The following is a 21,396-nucleotide window of genomic DNA, read 5'->3' as shown; positions in this document are numbered from 1 at the left end:
AAATCAGCCACATTCTTTTGCCGGTTTTCACGCGACGATACAATATTCATAAGATTATAAATCAAATGTGAAAGTTTGTCAATTAGATGTTCCTCTTTTGAAGTGATTCAAACAGCTCCAGCAATTTCTCAGCTTCCTGTATTTCATTTACTTTCCTTCGAATTTCTGCAGAACCGTACATTCCCTTCAAATACCATCCCACGTGTTTACGCATTTCTCTCACTGCAGCATATTCACCTTTTTCTTCACATAAATCGGTCAATTGCTTTTTAATTGTATCTAATTTTTCATCAAAGGAAGGCAGCATCGGTAATGTTTCTCCGTTCCAAAGAGCCAAAGCTTCTTTAAATATCCACGGATTTCCCAATGCGCCTCGAGCGATCATGACAAAATCACAACCTGTTTCTTCTAGCATCCGTATAGCGTCTTCCCCACAAAAAATGTCTCCATTTCCAATGACAGGGATACTGACTGCATCTTTTACTTCTTTTATATAGGACCAGTCTGCTTTCCCTGTATAAAGCTGTTCTCTCGTTCTGCCATGAACTGCAATCGCAGAGGCTCCTGCTTCTTCCATTGCTTTTGCAAAGGAGATAACATTCTTTGTTTTCTCATCCCAGCCAATCCTTGTTTTTACTGTAACTGGCTTTCCTGCATGGGAAACTGCTGACTTCACAAGCTGTGCAGCAAGCTTTACATCTTTTAATAAAGCAGAGCCTTCTCCGTTTTTTACCACTTTAGGAACCGGACACCCCATATTAATATCTAGTAAGCAATTACCCCGTTCAGCTAAGGTTTTTGCCGTAATCTCCATAATTTTAGGATCTGCACCAAAAACTTGAAAGGCCACTGGCTTTTCCTCTTCGTATATACGAAGTAGGCGCTCTGTGGCTTTGTCATTATAAAAAAGTCCTTTTCCGCTAACCATTTCAGAATATACAAGACCTGCACCCTGCTTTTTACAAAGTCTTCGAAACACTCCATCTGTTATCCCTGCAAGCGGTGCTAAAAAAAACGGATTTTCCAAAGCAACTGAACCGATTCTTAATTGTTTTCTTTTCTCTTTTTTCAAATCTTCCCCCAACACCTATTATACATGCTGCCTGCATTTTCCGCTTCCATGAGACGTCCGATTTTTTTCATAAATAATCTTTAAACCTTCTAGTGTCAGCATTTTATCTACATAATCAATGCAGTCAATTCCACTTTCAATCAATGTCGCAAGTCCCCCTGTTGCAACAACAATTGGTTCACGGTCGCTTACGCAGTATTCTTTTAATTCTTCCTTCATTCTTCTTACAATATAATCTACGACACCCATATGCCCATAGACCAAACCGGACTGCATACTCTCATTGGTATTTTTACAAATAGCATGTCCCGGATCTTCTAATTCCACACGAGGCAGCTTTGATGTTTTTTCAAATAAAGCATCCGAAGAAATTTTAATACCCGGAGCAATCGTCCCTCCCAGATATTCAGATTTATCCGATACTGCACAAAATGTAGTGGCTGTTCCAAAATCAATAATAACTAAAGGCCCGCCATACTTTGCTAAAGCCGCTACCGCATTTACAATTCGATCGGCTCCAACTTGTTTTGGATTATCATATTTTACAATTAGTCCGGTTTTAATTCCAGGACCAATCACAATCGCACGTTTGTTAAAATATTTTTGAGATAGATGCTGCAATGTATAAAGAATGGATGGTACAACAGTGGAAATAATTACATCTCGTACCTCTGACACCTTCAATCCCTCGTAGGCAAAAAGCTGATTGATAATCATTCCATACTCATCTGCGCTTTTATCTTTATCCGTTTCCATTCTCCAATTCTGGATCAAATCACCGTCTTTAAAAACACCAAGTACGATGTTTGTATTTCCTACGTCGAATGCTAATAACATTACCAGTTCTCCTTTAAATTCTAAAAGTTTTTATAATGATTTTACCATCTTTTCAATCCGACCTACCGCCAGTGCCATCATTAATCCAGGTACAATGGTGTTGCCAGTAATGTCTACCCCTAAAATTTCTTTTATTCTTTTTAGGCGATACTGCACTGTATTTGTATGAATATCCATAAGCCGAGATGTTTTTGCCGTGTTCAATCCTGCATCTAGGACAAAAGCTTCCAAGGTCTCTAACAGCTGTTTTGCTTTTGTCTCACCCGCACTCTTTAAAGGTTTTAATAAATCCAGATAATTTTTCTTGACTTGCCCGCCTTTTAACGAGATATTTACACAATCCGAGGCGAGTGCTAGCTCATATTTTGAAAATGCTCGTTTCTGTGGAAAAATCAATTGAATGAATGGTTCGGTTTCGTTGATTATTTGAAACGCACTACCGGCATCTTCAATCCCATCGATTCCATTAAAATAAAATATCTTTTTTGCACCGGCCGAAGACAAGTGTTTTGCTAACTTTTTCCATTCCTCTTCTCCTACCTGCTTTGCTTCATCATTTGAAAGCAGGACACCGCAAATTTCATCACCTTCTGCGATCTTTAAGCTATGAATATCATATTCCTTTTCAAAATTAGCTAAAATCTTCAAACCGGCATCTTTATCTACATCAGGTATATCATAAATCCCTTCAATTTTTTCATCGTTGAATTCTGCTTCTGACTTTAAGCTATACGCTAGACTCTTGTTCCCTCTACGAAGTGCTTTAATAAATTCCGCAGTCAGATCTCGCTCCGGTGAATATTTCCACATGCCCATTGCCAATTCGACAATTTCAGCAAGTTTTGTGATTTCTTCCTGCGAATAAGAATCTTCATTATCTACCAGCATCAGGTAATGGCGAATGCCATTGATTCGAATCGGGCCCCAATAAGTAAGGACTCCATTTACATTCACGCGAGTATTAATCTGATTTTTGTCTACATCTTTTTCAATCCCATGACGAATTGCATCTTCTATCGTTGCTCGATGCTGTGTTTCAACAGAAAAAACGGTATTGAAATCCTCGCTAAGCAGAACGATTTGAAAATTATTATTGATCGCTGCTTCTCGTGCTGCAGACTGAAAACTGCTATGCTTTTCAAAATTCAGTAAATGATAAATTGTATTGCTGATTAAACTGTTAGAAAACGTTTCTCTCATTTAAAATGCCCCCTTAAGGAACGAAACGCAGGGATCTCCCCTGCGCCTCAGATCTTTATTCTTCGTCATCAGAGTCAGCGTCATCTGCCAATTCTTGGTGTTCAGATTGCTCTTCACTTAAATCTTCATCTGTTTCTGCATCGCTTAACGTTTTTTCCTCATCCCAAGCAGCCTCTTTTGCCTCTTTACTGTCTGCAGCAGCCTTTACCTGCTCCATGTCTCGCACTTCTTGAATAATTTCATCGGGAGTCTTTGTTCCGCTGAATAAATCTTCAAATTGCGTTCCATCTAAAGTTTCAATCTCAAGCAACACATTCGCTACCTGATGAAGCTTTTCCATATTCTCATTTAGTATCTGTTCCACATTTTTAAATTGTGCTTCTATAATTAATCTTATTTCATGGTCAATTCTTGAAGCAACTTCTTCTGAATAATTCTTTTTAGACGTAAAATCCCGTCCCAAGAAAACCTCGTCTGACTCACTGTAACTGACTGGCCCAAGCTCGACACTCATTCCATATTTCGTCACCATGCCTCTTGCAATACTTGTCGCACGTTCCAGGTCGTTGCTGGCACCCGTACTGATATCGTTAAGAGTCAGCTTTTCTGCCACACGTCCGCCAAGAAGATGAGCAATCTGCTCTTCCATGTCCGTCTTCGTCATGTAATACTTGTCTTCCTTCGGTAAAATCATCGTAAACCCACCGGCTCTGCCCCGTGGCATAATCGTGATTTGATGAACCGGATCCGTATGCGGAAGCACCCGTGCAACGATTGCATGACCAGCTTCATGGAAGGCAGTCAGCTTGCGCTCTGCCTCACTGATTACCCTGCTTTTCTTTTCCGGTCCGGCAATCACCTTGGTAATCGCCTCTTCAATATCCGCCATGTGTATTTTACTGCCGTTCCTTCTTGCAGTAAGCAATGCCGCCTCATTTAGTAAGTTTTCAATGTCTGCAGGTGTAAATCCTGGGGTTCTTCTTGCTAATACTTTAGGATCGACGGTCTCATCAAGGGGCTTGTTTTTTGCATGCACCTTAAAGATCGCTTCTCTACCTTTTATATCAGGCACTCCGATTACAACTTGACGGTCAAAACGGCCTGGCCTTAAAATCGCTGGATCCAATACATCCGGACGATTTGTTGCAGCTAGAATAATAATTCCTTCGTTGACACCAAATCCATCCATTTCAACCAAAAGTTGATTTAGAGTCTGTTCTCTTTCGTCATTTCCACCGCCAATTCCCGCGCCTCTTCTTCTTCCCACTGCATCAATTTCATCAATAAAAACAATACATGGCGAATTTTTCTTTGCTTGTTCAAATAAATCACGTACACGAGAAGCTCCAACACCTACAAACATCTCTACAAAATCGGAACCGCTTATTGTAAAAAACGGCACACCCGCTTCTCCCGCCGCAGCTTTTGATAAATAAGTCTTTCCAGTTCCCGGCGGGCCTACAAGCAGAATCCCCTTCGGTATGCGTGCTCCTAAGCTTACATATTTTTTTGGATTTTTTAAGAAATCAACAACTTCTGTCAACTCCTCTTTTTCCTCGTCCAACCCTGCTACATCCGCAAAGGTCACTTTTTTCATATCCTCTTCTTTATGGAGACGTGCCCGACTCTTTCCAAAAGTCATTACTCCTTTTCCCCCACCTTGGCCTTGATTCATAAATGAGAACCAGAAAAAGGCGAAGATAACAATCATTACAATGGTCGGCAACAGATTCCATATCCATCCGGAGTTATCCGGCTTTACGCTTGGCACCTTTAATATGCCTTCCGCAGCCTGCGGCATTACATAGTTTTGGCTGACCTGCATCAGCTCATATGGTGTCGGTGCATATGCACTTACAATTGTCCCATTTTTCAATGTTCCCTTAAGGTGCGTCTCTTTTATTGTTAACTCAGTCACTTGCTGTTTTTCTAAATAGGTCACCATGTCCGAAAATTCAATGGCTTTAATCTCTTTCGCTGGCACTCCTTTGTACACCCATGCCATTATAACGACTATGACAAAGATTAGTAAGTATATCCCAACATTTTTAGCTGTTCTATTCAATTTTATATTGTTCCTCCTACTTCTTAGCTTTTCATTTTTTAATTACGCTCAGTAATGCTTTATTTTATCATATTCTTTCATCGTATTCAAGCAAAAGGATGACTTCTGATTTACTGGTAACCTTATACTTTTCATTGATTGCTTCCCCAACAATCCAAAGTATTTCAGATCCGCATGCTACTAAAGGAATAGTATCGCGCAACTCTTTCGGTATTTTTTGATCAATGAAATAATTTTTCAATTTTTTTGTTCCATTCATTCCAAGTGGCCGAATAAAATCTCCTGCTTTTCTTGTCCGTAATACCAATGGCATCCCATTTTCTTTTACTACATTATAATCAAAAGCTCTTATGTTTTTTTTCATCTTTTTCAATTCCGAAACTTCATCCTGCCTAACCAGTTTTTCCTTTATTTCACCTTTTAATGCATACTCTTTCTTAAGATGCATCTTATTTGCTTTCTTATTATTTAATGTAATACTTTTTTCACATATGATTTCTGCCTTGTCATATGTGATTCTTAGGCGATAGCCGTTGGGAAATTCTGCAACGCACGGCTGCCTTCCTGATCGCACCAGCTGATCCGCATGCTCCAAATGCACGGCTGAAACATTTTGAAGCAGCCCTTTTTCTTTCAACATGAGAATTATAATACGTTTTCGAATTGCTTTCGGTTGTTTTCTCAACTCTTTTAAATCAACAATTTCTGATTTTTTCAACACATTAGTTTTTTCACTCTTTTTCTCTTGCAGACGACAGCTTTTCCAGGCCTTTTCTGATACATCGTTTAAATACGATGCATCTTCTGCTGCAACTTTCGCAAGGCGGGTAAATGCGGCGATTACATTTGGATTAAAGTTCTGTTCCATGTAAGGGAGCAGCTCTAAGCGAATCCGATTTCGTGTATACACCGTTTGCAAATTCGTGTGATCAATGCATGGCTCTAAATGATTTTCGACACAATAGCCTTCAACTTCTGCACGAGATACATCTAAAAGCGGGCGGATCACACCATCTTTTCTTTTGTATTCAATCCCAACTAATCCATCAAGGCCGGTTCCTCTCATTAAGCGCATTAATACAGTTTCTGCCTGATCATTTTGGTTTTGTGCAATCGCAATTACAACTTCTTTCAAAGAATTTTCTTCCTTTAATTCTTTTTCCAGGCGTTTTTTTTCTTCAAAAAAAGCTTGATAACGCACTTTCCTTCCGGCATCTTCTGTGCTTAAACCTTCTTTTTTCGCAAGTGCCGCCACATCGCAGGTGACTACATGGCAGGGAATTCCCATAGCTGCACACGTATTTTCTACAAAAACCTGGTCCCGATCGGCTGCTTCTCCTCTCAGCTGATGATTTACATGCACCGCAAAAATATTTATGGATAATTCTTCTTTTATCGTTTGAAGTACAGATACGAGACAAAGTGAGTCCGGTCCACCGGAAAGACCTACAATAACAAAGCTCCCCTTCGAAAGCAGTTCATATTCTTTCACTGTGTTCTTTACTTTTTGAATTACATTCATCTTTCTACTCCTCTTTCAAGGCTTCTATATCTATTTTAACATAAAAAAGATTTCTCAAAACAAAATTTGAGAAATCTTTTAAAAAGGTAAAGAAGGATATTGGGAAAAGAGAATATCCTTGTTATTGGATGGTCGTTACAATGACGGTCATATCATCTCGTTCACGAATCCCGCAGCGCTCGACCGCCTTATTAATGATTAAATCTGCTGCGGTCTGCGGATCGGTTGATTTGATTGCGGCAATTGCTTCTTTGAGCCATGAAAGACCGGATTCTCCTCGATCGGCTTCAGTTATCCCGTCCGAAACAAGTATAATTTGATCCCCCTTGCGTAAGGAGACTTCTATTGATTCAATTGGAATTTGATCTATAATCCCAATTGGTAAAGCAGATACTTTAATCATCTCCACTTCATTTCCTCTCTTAATAAAGGTTGCCGCACCTCCTATTTTAAACAGACGCATTCGGCCTGTATACAAATTCACCATAGCTAAGTCAACTGTAGAGAAAATTTCCTCTGTGGACTTGACAAGAAGAATGGAATTAATGATCTTCAATGCCAACTCGGCATCAAATCCAGCTTTCATTAAATAATGCAGTGTATTAACGGTTAGGGCACTTTCTTCTGCCGCCTTTTTTCCTTTACCCATCCCATCACTGAGCACAATCATATATTGTCCAGGCTGGAATTCTGTGCAAAGATAACTATCTCCTGATATGCCTTCTGCCTTTGCATACGTCGAAATTCCTTTCTGTACACTATACCGAACTACCTTAGGAATGAGTCTCTCCCCAAGGCCGACAGTCTCTATTTCTTCCATCATGCCGCCAACTGCTTTGGCCATACCACGAAACTGGCAAGCCATTACTTCCCGACTGTTCTCTGCGCTGCGCAGCCTGGCTTCTCCGCGTGATTTTCCATAAGCTAACGCCAGATATTGAAAGGTATCATAATAGTTTTTAAGCTTTGACTTCATTTGCTTTTTAGCAATCAATTCATAGCGGGCCCCAGGTCTACCTACCTTTACCAATAAAAGGTCCACCTTTTGCAAGATTCTACCTGGTATCAATATAAAGATTACACCTGCAATCACCGGTTCGTATACAGCCATATATAGATCCGGATTGCCTCTCAGCACACCAAAGCTAAGGCATATTCCCATGAAACCAAGTGCACATAAAATGCGATGTTCTCTTCGAAGTACTCCTGCCATCATGCCGCCGCAAGCAAGAATCCCACTGATGGAAGGCATTCCATTCGCAATGCCCATAATGATAAGACCTCCTACAACTCCGCAAATTGCTCCTTCCATAATTCCAAGCTTATAACCTACCATTACGGACAATAGTAAGGCTCCTATGTAAAGCGGTGATAATTCATGAATCATTGATGGAAACAAACCTGAAATAAAAACCAAAGCCACAACCGTCACCGTCGCTATGCTCTCAGCTGTTGACTTTTGTTTTGTGGAATTTTCCTCGATTAATGTAAACATTCTGGCAAAAATATGAGTAAAAAATAATATGAGGATACCCTCTCCTCCAATTTTAACTCCATCGTATAAATAAAATACTTGACTGTTTAATCCATATGCTATCTTAATTACAACCGTTATTACTGCGGCAAACAAAGCTCGTTTTGAAAGGTCAAACCATTGTTTTTTCCAAAAGAAGAAAATAATGCCGCAAACTCCGGTAGCAATCAAATCACCCCAAAGCGGATAGCCAACTCTCTGATTTGTAAGAAGGCTTAAAAGCACTACCGGAAGAACATATATGTTTCCTTTCTCCCTGCTCATCAAAAGTGTAACCAATGCAATGCCGCATGGATACATATAATAGAAAAAGGATACCCGGGATACAAAAAAGGCAAAGACCAGCGTGCTGACGACAGAAAAGATCAAAGAAAGATTTTCTCCTTTTATCTTCTGCCTTTCAAATAAAATTGTTTTTAAGTTGTCCATGAGAAGTTCCATGATTTCTTTCCCCCTGTCTCTCTCCAAGATTCCCAATGGAACCGAAAGCTTGTCCTAAGTATAGCGAAAAGAAATTATTTTTTTTGTAAAAACCTGCTCATAAATTTATTTTTTAATTGACAATTTCATCCTTTTATTTTTGCATTTTTCCCTTATTCTTTTATCCTTTTCCTTTTACTCTGTAATATCAAAAAAACGTTTGGCATTTTCGCACGTAATTTGCGCTACTTCTTCATAAGAAACCTCTTTTAATTCTGCTATTTTTTCTGCGGTATGCATTACATACGTCGGTTGGTTTCGTTTTCCTCGAAATGGTTCAGGCGTCAAATAGGGGGAATCCGTTTCAATTAACAGGTGTTCCAATGCAATTGCCTTTACTACCTCAACTGTCTTTCTGGCATTTTTATACGTAACTGGTCCGGCGATCGATATCGTCGCTCCCAGCTTCACATACTGCTCCGCTAATTCTCTGCTTCCAGAATAACAATGCAAAAGCAATCGTGCATCAGCAAGCCCACAAGGCTTTTTAGGAAAACATTGTAAACGGGCAGTATCAAAGACGCCTTCTTCTTTTAAAATACGTAAGACATCATCGTTTGCCTCTCGGTCATGAATGATAATCGGCAGTTTCAACTGCAAAGCCAATTGTATTTGTTCCCGAAACCAATGTTTTTGTATGTCTCGATCCGAATGATCATAATGGTAGTCTAAACCAATTTCTCCAATGGCTTTTACCTTTGTTTTCTTTGCAAGTCCTTTGAAAAGTAATAAGGTCTCTTCGTCCATGTCTTTTGTATCGTGCGGATGGCATCCAACCGCTGCATAACACCAAGAGTATTTCCCTGCATCCTCTACTGCCTTAACCGAACTCTCAAAGTCAAAGCCAACATCCATAACATAGGAGACGGGTGATTCCTCAATCTGTTTACAGATTTTCTCCCTGTCAAAATCAAAGCGTTCATCATTAATATGTGCATGTGAATCAAACAGCATAGCCTTTCCTCCTTAAAAAAGTGTCCTTTTTATCTATAGGAGACTCTAGTCATTTTTTCTATAGATAAAAGCAGCTCGTCTTTTTCATTGAGACGAGCTGTCATTCTTTCATTCATTGTAGTTTCATGCAATTTTTTTAGATATTAGATAGATGGTTAACTTACGATTTCTCCATCTCTTGCAATTGTCGTAATGAACTCACACCGCCCGCCATTTTCTGCAAATAGAAGCATGCCATTGGATTCTTCACCACGCAGTTTTCTTGGCTTCAGGTTAGCCACTACAACAACTTTCTTGCCCACACATTCATCTGGTTTAAAATCAGCGGCCACTCCTGAAATAATTTGGCGTACCTCTTTTCCTATTTTAATCTGGAAAATCAGCAGTTTATCTGCCTTAGGATGCTTTTCACAGGAAAGCACTTTTCCGACACGAAAATCAATTTTTGCAAAATCATCATACTCAATTGCATCTTTATAAGGAATTTCCGGTGCTTCTCCCTCTCCTTCAGCAGTCTCATCATCTGCCTGTGCGTTCTCAGCTTCTTTTTTGCTCTGCTCCTGAAGGAGAGCTAGCTCCGCAAGTTCTTTTTCGATATCTAAACGTGGGAAAATTCCTTCTCCCTTTTTCACTTGGTCACCATCCATCCGATCAAATACAAATGCATCTTCCCAAGCAACATCTGCATACCAAATTCCCAGTTGTTTCCGAATCTTCGTAGAAGTAGTATGCATAAATGGATGGATCAAAACAGATACAATTCGAAGTGATTCCGCTAAATTATGAAGTACCGTATTTAAACGTTCTTTTTTCGCATCGTCTTTCGCTAAAATCCAAGGTGCATTTTCATCAATGTATTTGTTTGTTCTTCGAATCAATGTCCATATTTCCTCTAATGCCAAGCTAAAGCTGAATTTGTCCATATGGGCTTCCACTTTATCGGCAGCCCCGACAGCCAGAGCTTTCAGCTCGCTATCCGTACCTTCATCCACGCCTGCCCCCGGAACAATACCTGCATTATATTTTTCAATCATGGATACGGTTCTGCTCACTAAATTACCCAGATCATTTGCTAAGTCAAAATTCATGCGATTCAACATAACTTCATTGGTAAACAGCCCATCTTGTCCAAATGTATATTCTCTCAATAGGAAATATTTTAAAGCATCCACACCATAGCGTTCAATCAATTTTACAGGGTCTACAACATTTCCTCTTGACTTAGACATTTTTCCGCCTTCTAAAAGAATCCATCCATGTCCCAGTACTTTCTTTGGAAGCGGCACTTCAAGAGACATCAGCATAGCCGGCCAGATCACAGAGTGGAACCGTACAATTTCTTTCCCTACTAAATGAACGTCTGCCGGCCAATATTTCGCATATTTTTCAGGTTCGTCTGGATAGCCCAATGCTGTAATATAGTTGGAAAGCGCATCCAGCCAAACATAAATTACGTGTTTTTCATCAATCGGTACTTGAATCCCCCAGTCAAAGCTGGAACGAGAAATGCAAAGATCTTCTAATCCTTGTTTTACAAAGTTAAGCATTTCGTTTCTTCTGGATTCCGGTTGCAAAAACTCAGGATTTTTTTCAAAGAGCTCAATTAACCGATCCTGGTATTTGGAAAGTCTGAAAAAGTAAGCTGATTCCTTTGCCTTTTCCACCGGTCTTCCGCAATCCGGGCATTTTCCATCCACTGCCTGAGTCTCCGTCCAAAAGGATTCACAAGGGGTGCAATACAAACCCTCATACTCACTTTTATAAATATCGCCCTTTTCATACATTTTATTAAAGATAGCCTGTACTCTTTTTACATGTCTTTCTTCCGTTGTTCGAATGAAATCATCGTAGGAAATCTCCATCACTTTCCACAATTCTTTAATCCCATCCACCACATGATCCACATAGGCCTGTGGCGTCGTATGATTTTCATCCGCAATTTTTTGTATCTTCTGTCCGTGTTCATCCGTTCCTGTTAGAAACATTACATCATAGCCGGTCAAACGCTTGAAGCGTGCCATTGCATCAGTCATTACCGTGCAATACGTATGTCCAATATGAAGATTGGAGCTTGGATAATAAATCGGTGTTGTAATGTAATAGGTTTTTTTAGTCATTTGCATTCTCTCCTTTTTACGCCGTGCAAATGAGCACAGTCGTTTTTGATTGCTTCTTTAAAAAACTATACCTATATCTTATGGAAAATGCAAGCAAATACACGCCATACTTTATAATTCTTATGAATTCAGAGCAAATTTTGAATACAGAATTCTAACTCCTCTGCATTTTCTTGTACAATTGCTATAACCGGTATCCCGGTAAGGCGTTCAATCTGTATCCGGTTGTCTTCATGCAAAAAGTTTCCTCTTTGAAAGCGGTTTAATACGATTCCTCTTATCGGTATTTTATGCTTTTGAGCAAAAGCGACCGTTAGAATCGTTGTATTGATTGTTCCCAGCTCTGCAGAGGCTACAATCAGTATTTCCAATCCAAGCATTTGCACAAGATCCGTTAATAAAATGGTTTCTTCTCCTAAATAAATCGGACAAGCAATCCCTCCACAGCCTTCCACCACCATATAATCATATTCTTTACTTACCCGCTGGAAATCACTGAATATCTTCTCTTTTTTTATTGGCGTACTTTCCATTTTAGCAGCTAAATGCGGAGAAGCTGCCATTTTAAAAGCATAGCTTACTAATTCTTCCGGCCTCTTCAAGAGCTTTGCTGTTTTGCATACATAGTGAACATCACTATCAACCATTCTGCCATTTTTTGTTTGTGCCCCGCTCAACACCGGCTTAAAATAACCTGTCGAAGTTCCCTTCTTTTTCAATTCTTTCATCCACAAGGATGAAACATAAGTCTTCCCAATATCCGTTCCGGTTGCTGTAATAAATATCCCTTTTTCCATGATTCCACCTCAAAGCCTTTTCAAATCAAATCCAAGTGACTCTATCATTTTTCGATCCTCTTGTATCCCATTTCCCGATGTTGTAAGCATATCTCCTGAAATAGCAGCATTTGCGCCACCCCGGAATAAACATGCGCCCTGATCCGAAAGTAATCCTCTCCCTCCTGCAAGACGCAATACTGCTTTTGGCAGTATAAAACGAAACACAGCGATACTTTTTCTTATTTCCTCCAATGAAAGCTTGGGAAGGTTCTCAAATGGGGTTCCCTTGATTGGATTTAAAAAATTAATGGGGACAGAGGCAATTTGAAGTTCTCTCAATGCGAGTGCCATTTCAATTCGATCCTTCATTTCCTCACCAAGACCAATTATTCCTCCGCTGCAAACCTCTAATCCTGCTTTCTGCGCATTTTGAATCGCTGCTATTTTTTCTTTATAAGTATGCGTTGTGCAAACCTTTTTAAAATAGCCTTCCGATGTCTCCAAATTATTATGGTAACGGGTAAGTCCCGCTTGTTTTAATTGAATAAATTGTTCCAATGTTAACAATCCGTGTGACCCACATAAAGAAATTCCACTTCTGCCTGCGATTTCTCGGTAGCTTTCCGTTAATGCATCGACTTCTGCATCGGATAAACTCCTTCCGGAGGTCACGGCAGAGAAGCGCATGATGCCTTTTTCTTCATGTGTAAGAGCAGCGTCGAGTAATCTCTCTGTTGAAAGCAAAGGATATTCGGTTACATTCGCTCGATAATGAATGGACTGCGCACAATACTTACAGTCCTCACTGCACCTCCCGCTCTTTGCATTAATAATCGCACACAAATCAAACATATTTTTACAAAAATAATTTCGAATCTGATCTGCTGCATCTGCAAGCTCGTCTACATCCTGTTCAGCCAGTTCAAGTGCTTGTTCTCGATTTAACAAGGTCCCGTTTAATACGAATTCTTTATACTCATTTACTCTCATTTTATATCCTTTCTTCTCTGTTTTATCTGTTTTCTATCAAATTTTCTCTCTCTAATATCTTCTTAAGACGCGGAACAAGGCTTGCTGCAGCAATACATAAAACACTGTCTCCCGGAATATCCAAAGGAAAGGCCGATAAAAGCAGGATAAAAAAAGGAGCCGGTTCGTTTAAATAAAAATTAAGCAATATGTATTTATAAGAAAGTCCCACTGCATAGGTTAAAATCATGCCTGAGAATGCAATAAATAATGTATTACAAAAGGTAAGGTGAATGCTTCGATCGCACAAGAATCCAACAGTAAAAGCCGTTGCAATAAATCCAATCAAATAGCCAAAGCTCGGACGAAATACATATCCAATCCCTCCCCCTGCCGCAAACACCGGAAATCCGATGAGTCCCACTGCAACATACACTGCTGCGGAAAGCAATCCCAGCTTTGGACCCAAAAGCATTCCGGAAAGAAGAACAAAGAGAAATTGCAGTGTAAAATAATCCATAAAAGGAACAGGAATCTGAATCCAAGCCCCAATTGCTATCAATGCAGCAAACAAAGAACACAAAATTAATTCTTTTGGTGTAAGTTTACTTTTCTGTGACATATCTTTTACTCTCCCATCCATTTAGCCATTTTTACCGATTTTTTCCCATTATAATACAAAAAGGACACATTGTAAACTTATATTATAATATAAGTTTACAATGTGTCCTTTGTTTAAACTCTCTTTATTTAATCGGTGCTTTTAACCCTTGCAGCATCGCAAATTCAGCTTCGTAATGGATATCTACTATAGAAGCCGGGTCTATCTTTATATGCCAAATATCATCTAATTCAATCTGAAGCAAGTAGGCCAATGCCGCTCGAATCACCATGGAATGTGCGACAAATACAATGGTTTGCTCATCAGAATGATTTTTAAAAGTCTCCTTTAAGAAGGAGACCACACGATGGTACACCATTTCAAAGGATTCGCCTTGCGGGATAACGTATTGGTTATAATTATTTATGAGTGACTCATATTCATCTTTATACTTTTCTTTTGCATCACTAATTGACATATTTTCAAAAATACCGCAATGCATCTCTATCAGACGGTCTTCAAATAAAATGTCGTCAGCATCATGATCTTTTGCAATCTGCTCAGCCAAATACGCAGTTCTTTTTAAAGGGCTTGCATATATCACATCAAAATTCAGCTCCTTCATTTGTTCCACGACCCACAAAACGCTGGCCTTTCCCATATCTGAATAATCGGATTCACTTCTTCCGTAAATCAGGTTTTTCACATTCGCCTGTGTTTCTGGATGTCGAATAAATAGCAGTCTCATGTAAGTCCTCCTTCTATTATGCCTTATCATAGTACCATAATTTCATTTCTCTTCTTATCATATCGGTTCCCAAGTACTTTTTCAAGGCAAGTCCTCAAAGTCTTCCTATTCCGCTTAAATTCAAGCTCCCTTTACCAACCGCACTTCCAACAGCCGGTGTAACCCGCTTAGCCGAACAGGTAAACAAACAGAGAAAAAGAGCCGCCTCTTTTGAAACAGCCCTCGTCATTAAACTGTGTAAAAAGAAGGCGCAAGAATCGCTACGCTGCCCATTCTTTTTGTTTATAAAGCTTCAATCCGGAGGACACAGAGAAAATCCCTCCGCTTAAAAGCAGCATAGCATAAAAGCTGATTCCTCGAGTCAAAACCATACCAGGCAGCAGAAATGCAGGTGTAAACAGCATGCCGAAGAGCATGAGAAAAACGCTTTCACTTACACCGACCGAACCCGGAAGTGGTAAGGCGGATACCGCTACTGTTAGAATCGCCTGCATTGCCACCATCTGCAATGCGGTGTGTCCTTTTAATCCCAAAGAAAGGTATACAAAAAACGGAACCAAATAAAGGAGTGTCAAGCGAAGCACCGTAATTGCAGCAAGCTTTCCAATCAATCCAGGATTGCTACGAATATATCTTGCACCTTCTCTGTATTCAAAAAAAAGCTTATCTACTTTTTCTTTCCAAGCAGGGATTTTTTTGCATACTTTAATTTTATTAAGATAATTTAAAGCGATATGTGCATACTTTTGAAGCTGTATAGGAAAAAACAGTGCCAATAGAATCAATAATACAAAGAACGTATTCATCGCTGCGCTCAGCAAGAGCAGCCATTTGATTCGAAGTACAGATTGCATTAAAAAGTGATACTCTATTGCATACATTGCTACACCATAAGCAAGCATGGATATTTGATAAACACTGCTAATTAAAAGCAGTGCGACCATAGAATGAGAAATGCTGCATCGATCCTTCGCCATAAAGTAAATCTGCGCCGGCTGCCCTCCTGATGCGGATGGTGTAATCCCGCTAAAATAAAAACCAACAAACGCATACCCTATGCAGCGCATAAGTGACGGATTTTCTCCCATACGTTTCATCGTTTCTTTAATGCAGACACCTTCCAATGCTACATAAAGCAGCATAATGAATAAACCAAGCAATAAGTAAGGTATATTTGCCCGCAAAATTGCCGCTATCATCTCTTTAAGCGGAGCCTTTCTTAATAAAAGGTAAAACGTTGCCCCAATTAATAGTGACGTTCCGCCCAAAAACAGAAGCGATTTTTTTTTCATGAAACCCAATCTCCTTTGTTCTGATTTTCTTTTGATTGAATCCCCCTCTCTACACGCTTTAAAATCAATTCCATAGCGCCTAGGTCAAACTGCTCTTTTAAAGTACGAATATTATCTTTCATTTTCTTCAAATTGCCATCGTCTTTCATCGCCTTCTTAACCAAAGAAAGACATTCTTCTTCTTTCCCACTAATTACAATTCCTATGTGATTTCTCAGAACAAAACGCATATTATTTACTTCCTGCTGTAAAAATGGACGAAACAGCAAAATAGGCTTTTCACAGGCGATTGCTTCAAATACGCTGATTCCTCCAGGCTTCGTCATAACCACATCCGCATCATTCATATACATTGGAACATTTCGCGTGTATGCGATAACCTCTATGTTTTCATATTTCCCATAAATTAACTGATATAATTTTTTATTGTTCCCGGTGATAACGGTCGTATAAACCCCCTCTAGCGCATTCAATCCTTCATAAAATGCCTTTGTTTTAGGCAAAAGTCCTAATCCCCCGCCCATGACAAGCAAATGCTTCTTATACTTCCCATTACTTTTTTCCTGTATTTTTAAACCGTAAGAATCTTCCTGTATATGGAATGCCTTCTTTACCGGGATCCCCGTTATAAAAATTTTCTCTTCATAAACTCCTTTCATCAGCAACATCCGTTTTACTAAATGACTTCCAACTAAATAATAATTCGTATTCTTATGAAGCCATTCTTCATGACTGCTGATATCCGTGATACAAGTTATCAACGTATAATTGGAATTTACTTCTTCTTTGTACCATGACATCAATCTTGCACATAGCGGCAATGTTGAGATGATAACATCTGGCTGTGTTTCTTCTAAGAGACTTTGCAATCTTTTTTTGAACAATCGGCACCAAAAGGAAAATTCTTTCGTACTCTTGTGATTTGACTGCTTATAAATTAAATTGTATAATGAATTCCCGCTCTTTGCGACAATAGCAAAAGATTTATAAATGCTCTCCGCATAGTCGGGCATAATATATTCAAAAATATCCAAGCAGACAATATTTGCTGCCGGATACTTCCCCATAATCTCTTCTTTTAAGGCTTGGGCCACAGAATTGTGACCCATCCCAAATCTTCCTGTTAGAATTAAAACGTTCATTTTTCCCCCTACCATCCTTCTTAAATCTCTGGCATTTGCCCTTTTTCCCATTTTTTCTTTCTCTTATGACCTTATTATGACATACTTTTGTTAATTGTGGCTTAACAAAATCTTACGATTTTTTTAAGTTTTTATTTATGATCCGAAATTTAAGTTAATATCTCCGGCATTTGTCTTTAAATTTATTTTATTTTCTACCGCATTGGTCTTATTTGTTTTATTATCTATTTTATCACCATTAAGACGTATACTTCCTAATTCGGTTTCCAATTCATACGAGTATTCTTCCTCCTTACCCGTCACACCCAGCGTAATGCTTCCCAATTCACAATCTACATTTATTTCTCCTAAAAAACGACCTTCTAAATTCGCTTCGCCACTGCTTAGCTCGGCGACCAGCCCCTTTGTATTCCATTCATTTGTAGTAAGTTTCCCCAAATCAAGCTCAAGCTCAGCTCGGTCAGCACTTCCGTTTGCCAGATTCACATCTCCGGTTTCTGCTCGAATTTGCAAAGTCTGTGTCTGCACATCATCTACAGTAATGGAACCAATTCCAACATCTACTTGAAGATTGCTGCAGGACACCTCTTTCACATTCACTTTTCCAATATCGCTTATAATCCGTACATCGCGCAATGTCGTTTGCTTTGGATAGGTGATTTCAATAAAGCCAGCAATATCTTTTCCTTGAATGGCTGCCAGTAAATCGCCTCCAAGTCCTAATTTATCTTTTTTCGCTTCTGTTACAACTAATTTACCATCTTTGATCTCATGTGACAGGCTGCTGTATTTACTGTCATAGCTATATGCGATATGAAAAGTATCTCCTTCTTTTAAGCGAATCTCTTGATAATTGGTCTCAATTGAAATATTTTGAAAATCCTGCAATTCCTCTTCTATATTGCGATCGACAGAAGTGCTCTTCTTATTCTTACCTTCATTAAAAATATTGGTTAAATCAACACCCATCATGTAACTGAATCCAAGCAAGAGAATCCCTATTCCAACCAATACCGCAGCTATAATCATTAAAATCCGAAATGTTTTATTTCTATTCATTTTATATCCCTCCTTTTAATCTCCTATTTAATAATCGGCTTAAGGCTTTTGCCAAAGTGCCAAACACAGCTCTTGCGGCAAGCACTACCAAAATTCCAAAAAACAATGCACCTCCGATCAAGATACATCCAAATCCAACAGCCCCTATGCCAGCCAATGGCTGTACAATTATCCCTGTAACACCAATCCCAAAACAAGCGACTCCTGCAATAAAGGCAGCTACCGTACTAACCAGCAGAGCAAATATCACTGCCGCAATCGTTATGACAACCCCAAAGATACACAAAACGACTGCAATCGCCAGCGGTAAAGCAATTGGTGCGGCAAAAATAGATAACACAACCAGCCAGATTGCAGAAACGCCTTTTCTAACGGTGGGCATTGCATCGCTTCCAATTGTTTTTACAGCAGCATCTGCTATAATTTGAGATGCAATTTTTTGTGGAGAACCGAGCCTTTGTAATACCTCCTGTTCCTTTTCTTCCCCCGCTTCGTCAAAATATTCATTATAGTAAGCAATCGCACTCTCCCTCTCCTCTTTTGGTGCTTTGGACAAGGCAATGTGTAACTGTCTCAAAAATTCAGCTCTATTCATTCTGCAATCCTCCAAACATAACTTGCTCCACACGGCTCCTATATTCAATCCAGCCCTTTCGATATTCTTCAACCTTCTGCCTGCCTTCTTCTGTAATCGAATAATATCTTCGGTTTCTTCCTTGAAATGGCTGATCATATGTTGTCAAATACCCACTTTTCTGCAAACGTCTCAGAACTGGATATAAGGTTGATTCTGATATATCCGTTGCTTCCCGCATTCTTTGTGTTAATACATATCCATATGTATCTTCTTCTGATAAAACAGCCAGTACACAAGCATCTAGAAAAGCAGAAGCTACTTGAAATTCCATTTTTTACTCCTTTCATTTAAATGCTATTATTTTTTAATATTATATGCTGTATAATATTACATGTCAATAAATTATTTCTAAATAATTTATTAAATGATGTATCATTTTACTGCAACTAATAAGTCACGCTTACAGATTCGCCTAATATAATGATATAGGCAACGCTGCTGATTGAAACCGTATTACATATTTAAAGGAGGACTGTTCATGCCACATAATGTAAAAAATGAAATGAAAGTTCAAAATAACTTAACCGGTACCGAGCAACCTGAGATAAAAAAAACAGAAACAAGAGCGATTATTGATGAAGAAGGTATCATGCCACTGCTCGAAAATTATATTGAGGAAAATCCTAAAATTGGATACCTTATTTTTCAAGTATATCAAGATTCTCCTCTCGAAGGTGTTCTTCCTGTACCAAATGCAATGATTACTCTCTGTAAAGACATGGGCGACGGATATCATATTACAAAAACAATTCAAACAAATGAAGATGGAAAAACAGATCCCATCGCTATGCGCACAGTAAGTGCTGATCTTTCACAAAATCCTGAAAATCTTCAAGTTTATGCTACTTATGATGCCTATATTGAATCACCTAATTTTTTGCCCGCCAGCGTAGAGGATATTCCGGTCTTCGATGGGATCACCACTATTCAGCCAGTTAGTCTGATACCATATTACGGATTTAGTATTGCCCCTCCTAATGAAGGAGACATCGAAACCATATAAAATAGAGCAGAAAGGAGTATTACATGGCCATCATTAGTCGTCCAGATCAACCATTCATACCAGAACAAATCACCGTACACCTTGGCGAACCAGACACTTCTGCCGAAAATATCACCCTTTCCTTTCCCGATTACATCAAAAACGTCGCTTCTAGTGAGATTTATCCAACTTGGCCTGAAAGTGCAATCCGTGCCAATATCTACGCCCAGATTACGTTTGCACTGAATCGTATCTATACGGAATGGTACCGCAGCCGCGGATACGATTTCGATATTACGAATTCCACAAGATATGATCAAGCCTTTACCCCAAATCGAGATGTTTTTGAAAATATCTCCGTAATCGTCGATGAAGTCTTTAACAGCTATATCAGCAGAGAAGGACGTATTGATCCACTTTTTACTGCTTACTGCGATGGAAGACAAACAACGTGTGAAGGTTTATCTCAATGGGGAACGGTTCCGCTTGCACAAAGTGGCTATACTCCGTATCAAATATTGCAATATTACTACGGCAATGACATAAACATAGTAAGAGATGTTCCAATCAATGCCAATTTCGAATCCTACCCACTTTATCCGTTACGCTTAGGCAGCTTTGGCCAGGATGTCAGCATCATACAAAATGAATTGAATCGTATCAGCCAAAACTACCCTTCCATTCCCAAAATAAGAAATGATCAAGCCGGGATCTTTGGTGCAGAAACGGAAGCTGCTGTGAAACAATTTCAGCGAATTTTTAATTTGACAGCAGATGGAATTGTTGGAAGCTCCACTTGGTACAAAATTAAATATGTCTACAATGCTGTAAAAGGTCTGGGTGAACTTGTTTCAGAAGGCATTTCACTGGAAGATATCTCAAGCCCATTCGGTGAATCATCGCAGGAAGGCGATTCCGGTATTTGGATAAAATTACTGCAATATTATATCCGTGTGCTCGGCTGTTATTATCCCGATATTCCCACCATAGAAATCACGGGCATTTTTGATCCAGAAACCACAGCGGCAGTCATTGCTATACAGAAAAAATTCAATCTAATCGTTGATGGTGTTGTTGGAATTCAAACTTGGGGACTTCTTGAAAGTCAATATAAAAAAATCATCCCGAATATTCCGGAAGGCTGCATTGAAAATGTAACGATCTATCCCGGTTACATGCTATCAAAGGGGATGGGAGATAAAAATGTTACTCTAATACAAACTTACTTACAAAAAATTTCTGAATTTGATCCCGCAATTCCAAGAATTGACGTTACCGGTTATTTTGATGATGCCACAGAAGCTGCCGTACGTGCCTTTCAGCAAGAATATTTAGGAGAAAACACTGGATTGATCGGTCCTATAACTTGGAGCCAAATTGCAGTTGTTTATGAAAATTTATCATAG

General features: G+C 39.2%; 19 protein-coding genes. 2 read left to right on the top strand and 17 right to left on the bottom strand.

The features are described from left to right. Positions 1-82: 82 nt before the first annotated feature. From dusB to U5921_RS07675, 17 genes are all read right to left on the bottom strand, one after another. Positions 83-1,072, bottom strand: a complete 990-nt coding sequence (gene dusB / locus U5921_RS07755; RefSeq protein ID WP_324825901.1) for a tRNA dihydrouridine synthase DusB — start codon at positions 1,070-1,072, stop codon at positions 83-85. An 18-nt stretch (positions 1,073-1,090) separates the two neighbouring features. Then, positions 1,091-1,909, bottom strand: coding sequence for a type III pantothenate kinase (locus tag U5921_RS07750; RefSeq protein ID WP_324825900.1), 819 nt, complete (start codon positions 1,907-1,909; stop codon positions 1,091-1,093). Positions 1,910-1,939: 30 nt separating this feature from the next. Then, positions 1,940-3,109: a PucR family transcriptional regulator gene (locus U5921_RS07745; protein ID WP_324825899.1), complete on the bottom strand. Its 1,170-nt coding sequence runs from the start codon at positions 3,107-3,109 to the stop codon at positions 1,940-1,942. 55 nt (positions 3,110-3,164) lie between these two features. Continuing rightward, positions 3,165-5,174: an ATP-dependent zinc metalloprotease FtsH gene (ftsH, locus tag U5921_RS07740; protein ID WP_324825898.1), complete on the bottom strand. Its 2,010-nt coding sequence runs from the start codon at positions 5,172-5,174 to the stop codon at positions 3,165-3,167. Positions 5,175-5,241: 67 nt separating this feature from the next. Then, on the bottom strand, positions 5,242-6,696 hold the full coding sequence (gene tilS / locus U5921_RS07735; RefSeq protein WP_324825897.1) for a tRNA lysidine(34) synthetase TilS: 1,455 nt from the start codon (positions 6,694-6,696) through the stop codon (positions 5,242-5,244). Between the two features lie 121 nt (positions 6,697-6,817). Continuing rightward, positions 6,818-8,671 (bottom strand): SpoIIE family protein phosphatase, encoded by a 1,854-nt coding sequence (locus U5921_RS07730; RefSeq protein WP_324825896.1) that lies wholly within the window; start codon positions 8,669-8,671, stop codon positions 6,818-6,820. A gap of 174 nt (positions 8,672-8,845) precedes the next feature. Next, positions 8,846-9,664, bottom strand: coding sequence for a TatD family hydrolase (locus U5921_RS07725; protein ID WP_324825895.1), 819 nt, complete (start codon positions 9,662-9,664; stop codon positions 8,846-8,848). A 155-nt stretch (positions 9,665-9,819) separates the two neighbouring features. Beyond that, positions 9,820-11,781 carry a methionine--tRNA ligase gene (gene metG, locus U5921_RS07720; RefSeq protein ID WP_324825894.1) on the bottom strand — a complete coding sequence of 654 codons (1,962 nt, stop codon included), beginning with the start codon at positions 11,779-11,781 and terminating at the stop codon, positions 9,820-9,822. Positions 11,782-11,909: 128 nt separating this feature from the next. After that, on the bottom strand, positions 11,910-12,578 hold the full coding sequence (gene bioD / locus U5921_RS07715; RefSeq protein WP_324825893.1) for a dethiobiotin synthase: 669 nt from the start codon (positions 12,576-12,578) through the stop codon (positions 11,910-11,912). Between the two features lie 9 nt (positions 12,579-12,587). Next, positions 12,588-13,550 (bottom strand): biotin synthase BioB, encoded by a 963-nt coding sequence (bioB, locus tag U5921_RS07710; protein WP_324825892.1) that lies wholly within the window; start codon positions 13,548-13,550, stop codon positions 12,588-12,590. A gap of 22 nt (positions 13,551-13,572) precedes the next feature. Continuing rightward, the gene (locus tag U5921_RS07705; protein WP_324825891.1) at positions 13,573-14,151 is read right to left on the bottom strand and encodes a biotin transporter BioY; all 579 of its coding nucleotides are present in this window, start codon (positions 14,149-14,151) and stop codon (positions 13,573-13,575) included. A gap of 124 nt (positions 14,152-14,275) precedes the next feature. Continuing rightward, on the bottom strand, positions 14,276-14,878 hold the full coding sequence (locus U5921_RS07700) for a histidine phosphatase family protein (RefSeq protein WP_324825890.1): 603 nt from the start codon (positions 14,876-14,878) through the stop codon (positions 14,276-14,278). 260 nt (positions 14,879-15,138) lie between these two features. Next, a complete protein-coding gene (locus tag U5921_RS07695) occupies positions 15,139-16,170 on the bottom strand; it encodes a lysylphosphatidylglycerol synthase transmembrane domain-containing protein (protein WP_324825889.1) in 1,032 nt (343 codons plus the stop codon). Further along, positions 16,167-17,312, bottom strand: coding sequence for an MGDG synthase family glycosyltransferase (locus U5921_RS07690; RefSeq protein WP_324825888.1), 1,146 nt, complete (start codon positions 17,310-17,312; stop codon positions 16,167-16,169). Before U5921_RS07690 ends, U5921_RS07695 begins: the two co-directional genes overlap by 4 nt. A 135-nt stretch (positions 17,313-17,447) precedes the next feature. Continuing rightward, a complete protein-coding gene (locus U5921_RS07685) occupies positions 17,448-18,371 on the bottom strand; it encodes a DUF4097 family beta strand repeat-containing protein (protein WP_324825887.1) in 924 nt (307 codons plus the stop codon). Between the two features lies 1 nt (position 18,372). Beyond that, positions 18,373-18,966 (bottom strand): DUF1700 domain-containing protein, encoded by a 594-nt coding sequence (locus tag U5921_RS07680; RefSeq protein WP_324825886.1) that lies wholly within the window; start codon positions 18,964-18,966, stop codon positions 18,373-18,375. Then, positions 18,959-19,279 (bottom strand): PadR family transcriptional regulator, encoded by a 321-nt coding sequence (locus U5921_RS07675; protein ID WP_324825885.1) that lies wholly within the window; start codon positions 19,277-19,279, stop codon positions 18,959-18,961. The genes U5921_RS07680 and U5921_RS07675 overlap by 8 nt, the downstream gene beginning before the upstream one ends. Before the next feature lie 207 nt (positions 19,280-19,486). Here U5921_RS07675 and U5921_RS07670 point away from each other — a divergent pair, with 207 nt between their 5' ends. Next, complete coding sequence (locus tag U5921_RS07670; protein WP_324825884.1) at positions 19,487-20,011, top strand: hypothetical protein; 525 nt, start codon at positions 19,487-19,489, stop codon at positions 20,009-20,011. Positions 20,012-20,034: 23 nt separating this feature from the next. Next, a complete protein-coding gene (locus U5921_RS07665; protein ID WP_324825883.1) occupies positions 20,035-21,396 on the top strand; it encodes a peptidoglycan-binding protein in 1,362 nt (453 codons plus the stop codon).

It is taken from the genome of Sinanaerobacter sp. ZZT-01 (genome assembly GCF_035621135.1).
Classification (GTDB): domain Bacteria; phylum Bacillota; class Clostridia; order Peptostreptococcales; family Anaerovoracaceae; genus IOR16.
Note: the sequence above shows the minus strand (reverse complement) of the source record. Positions and strands in the feature narration are given on the sequence as shown.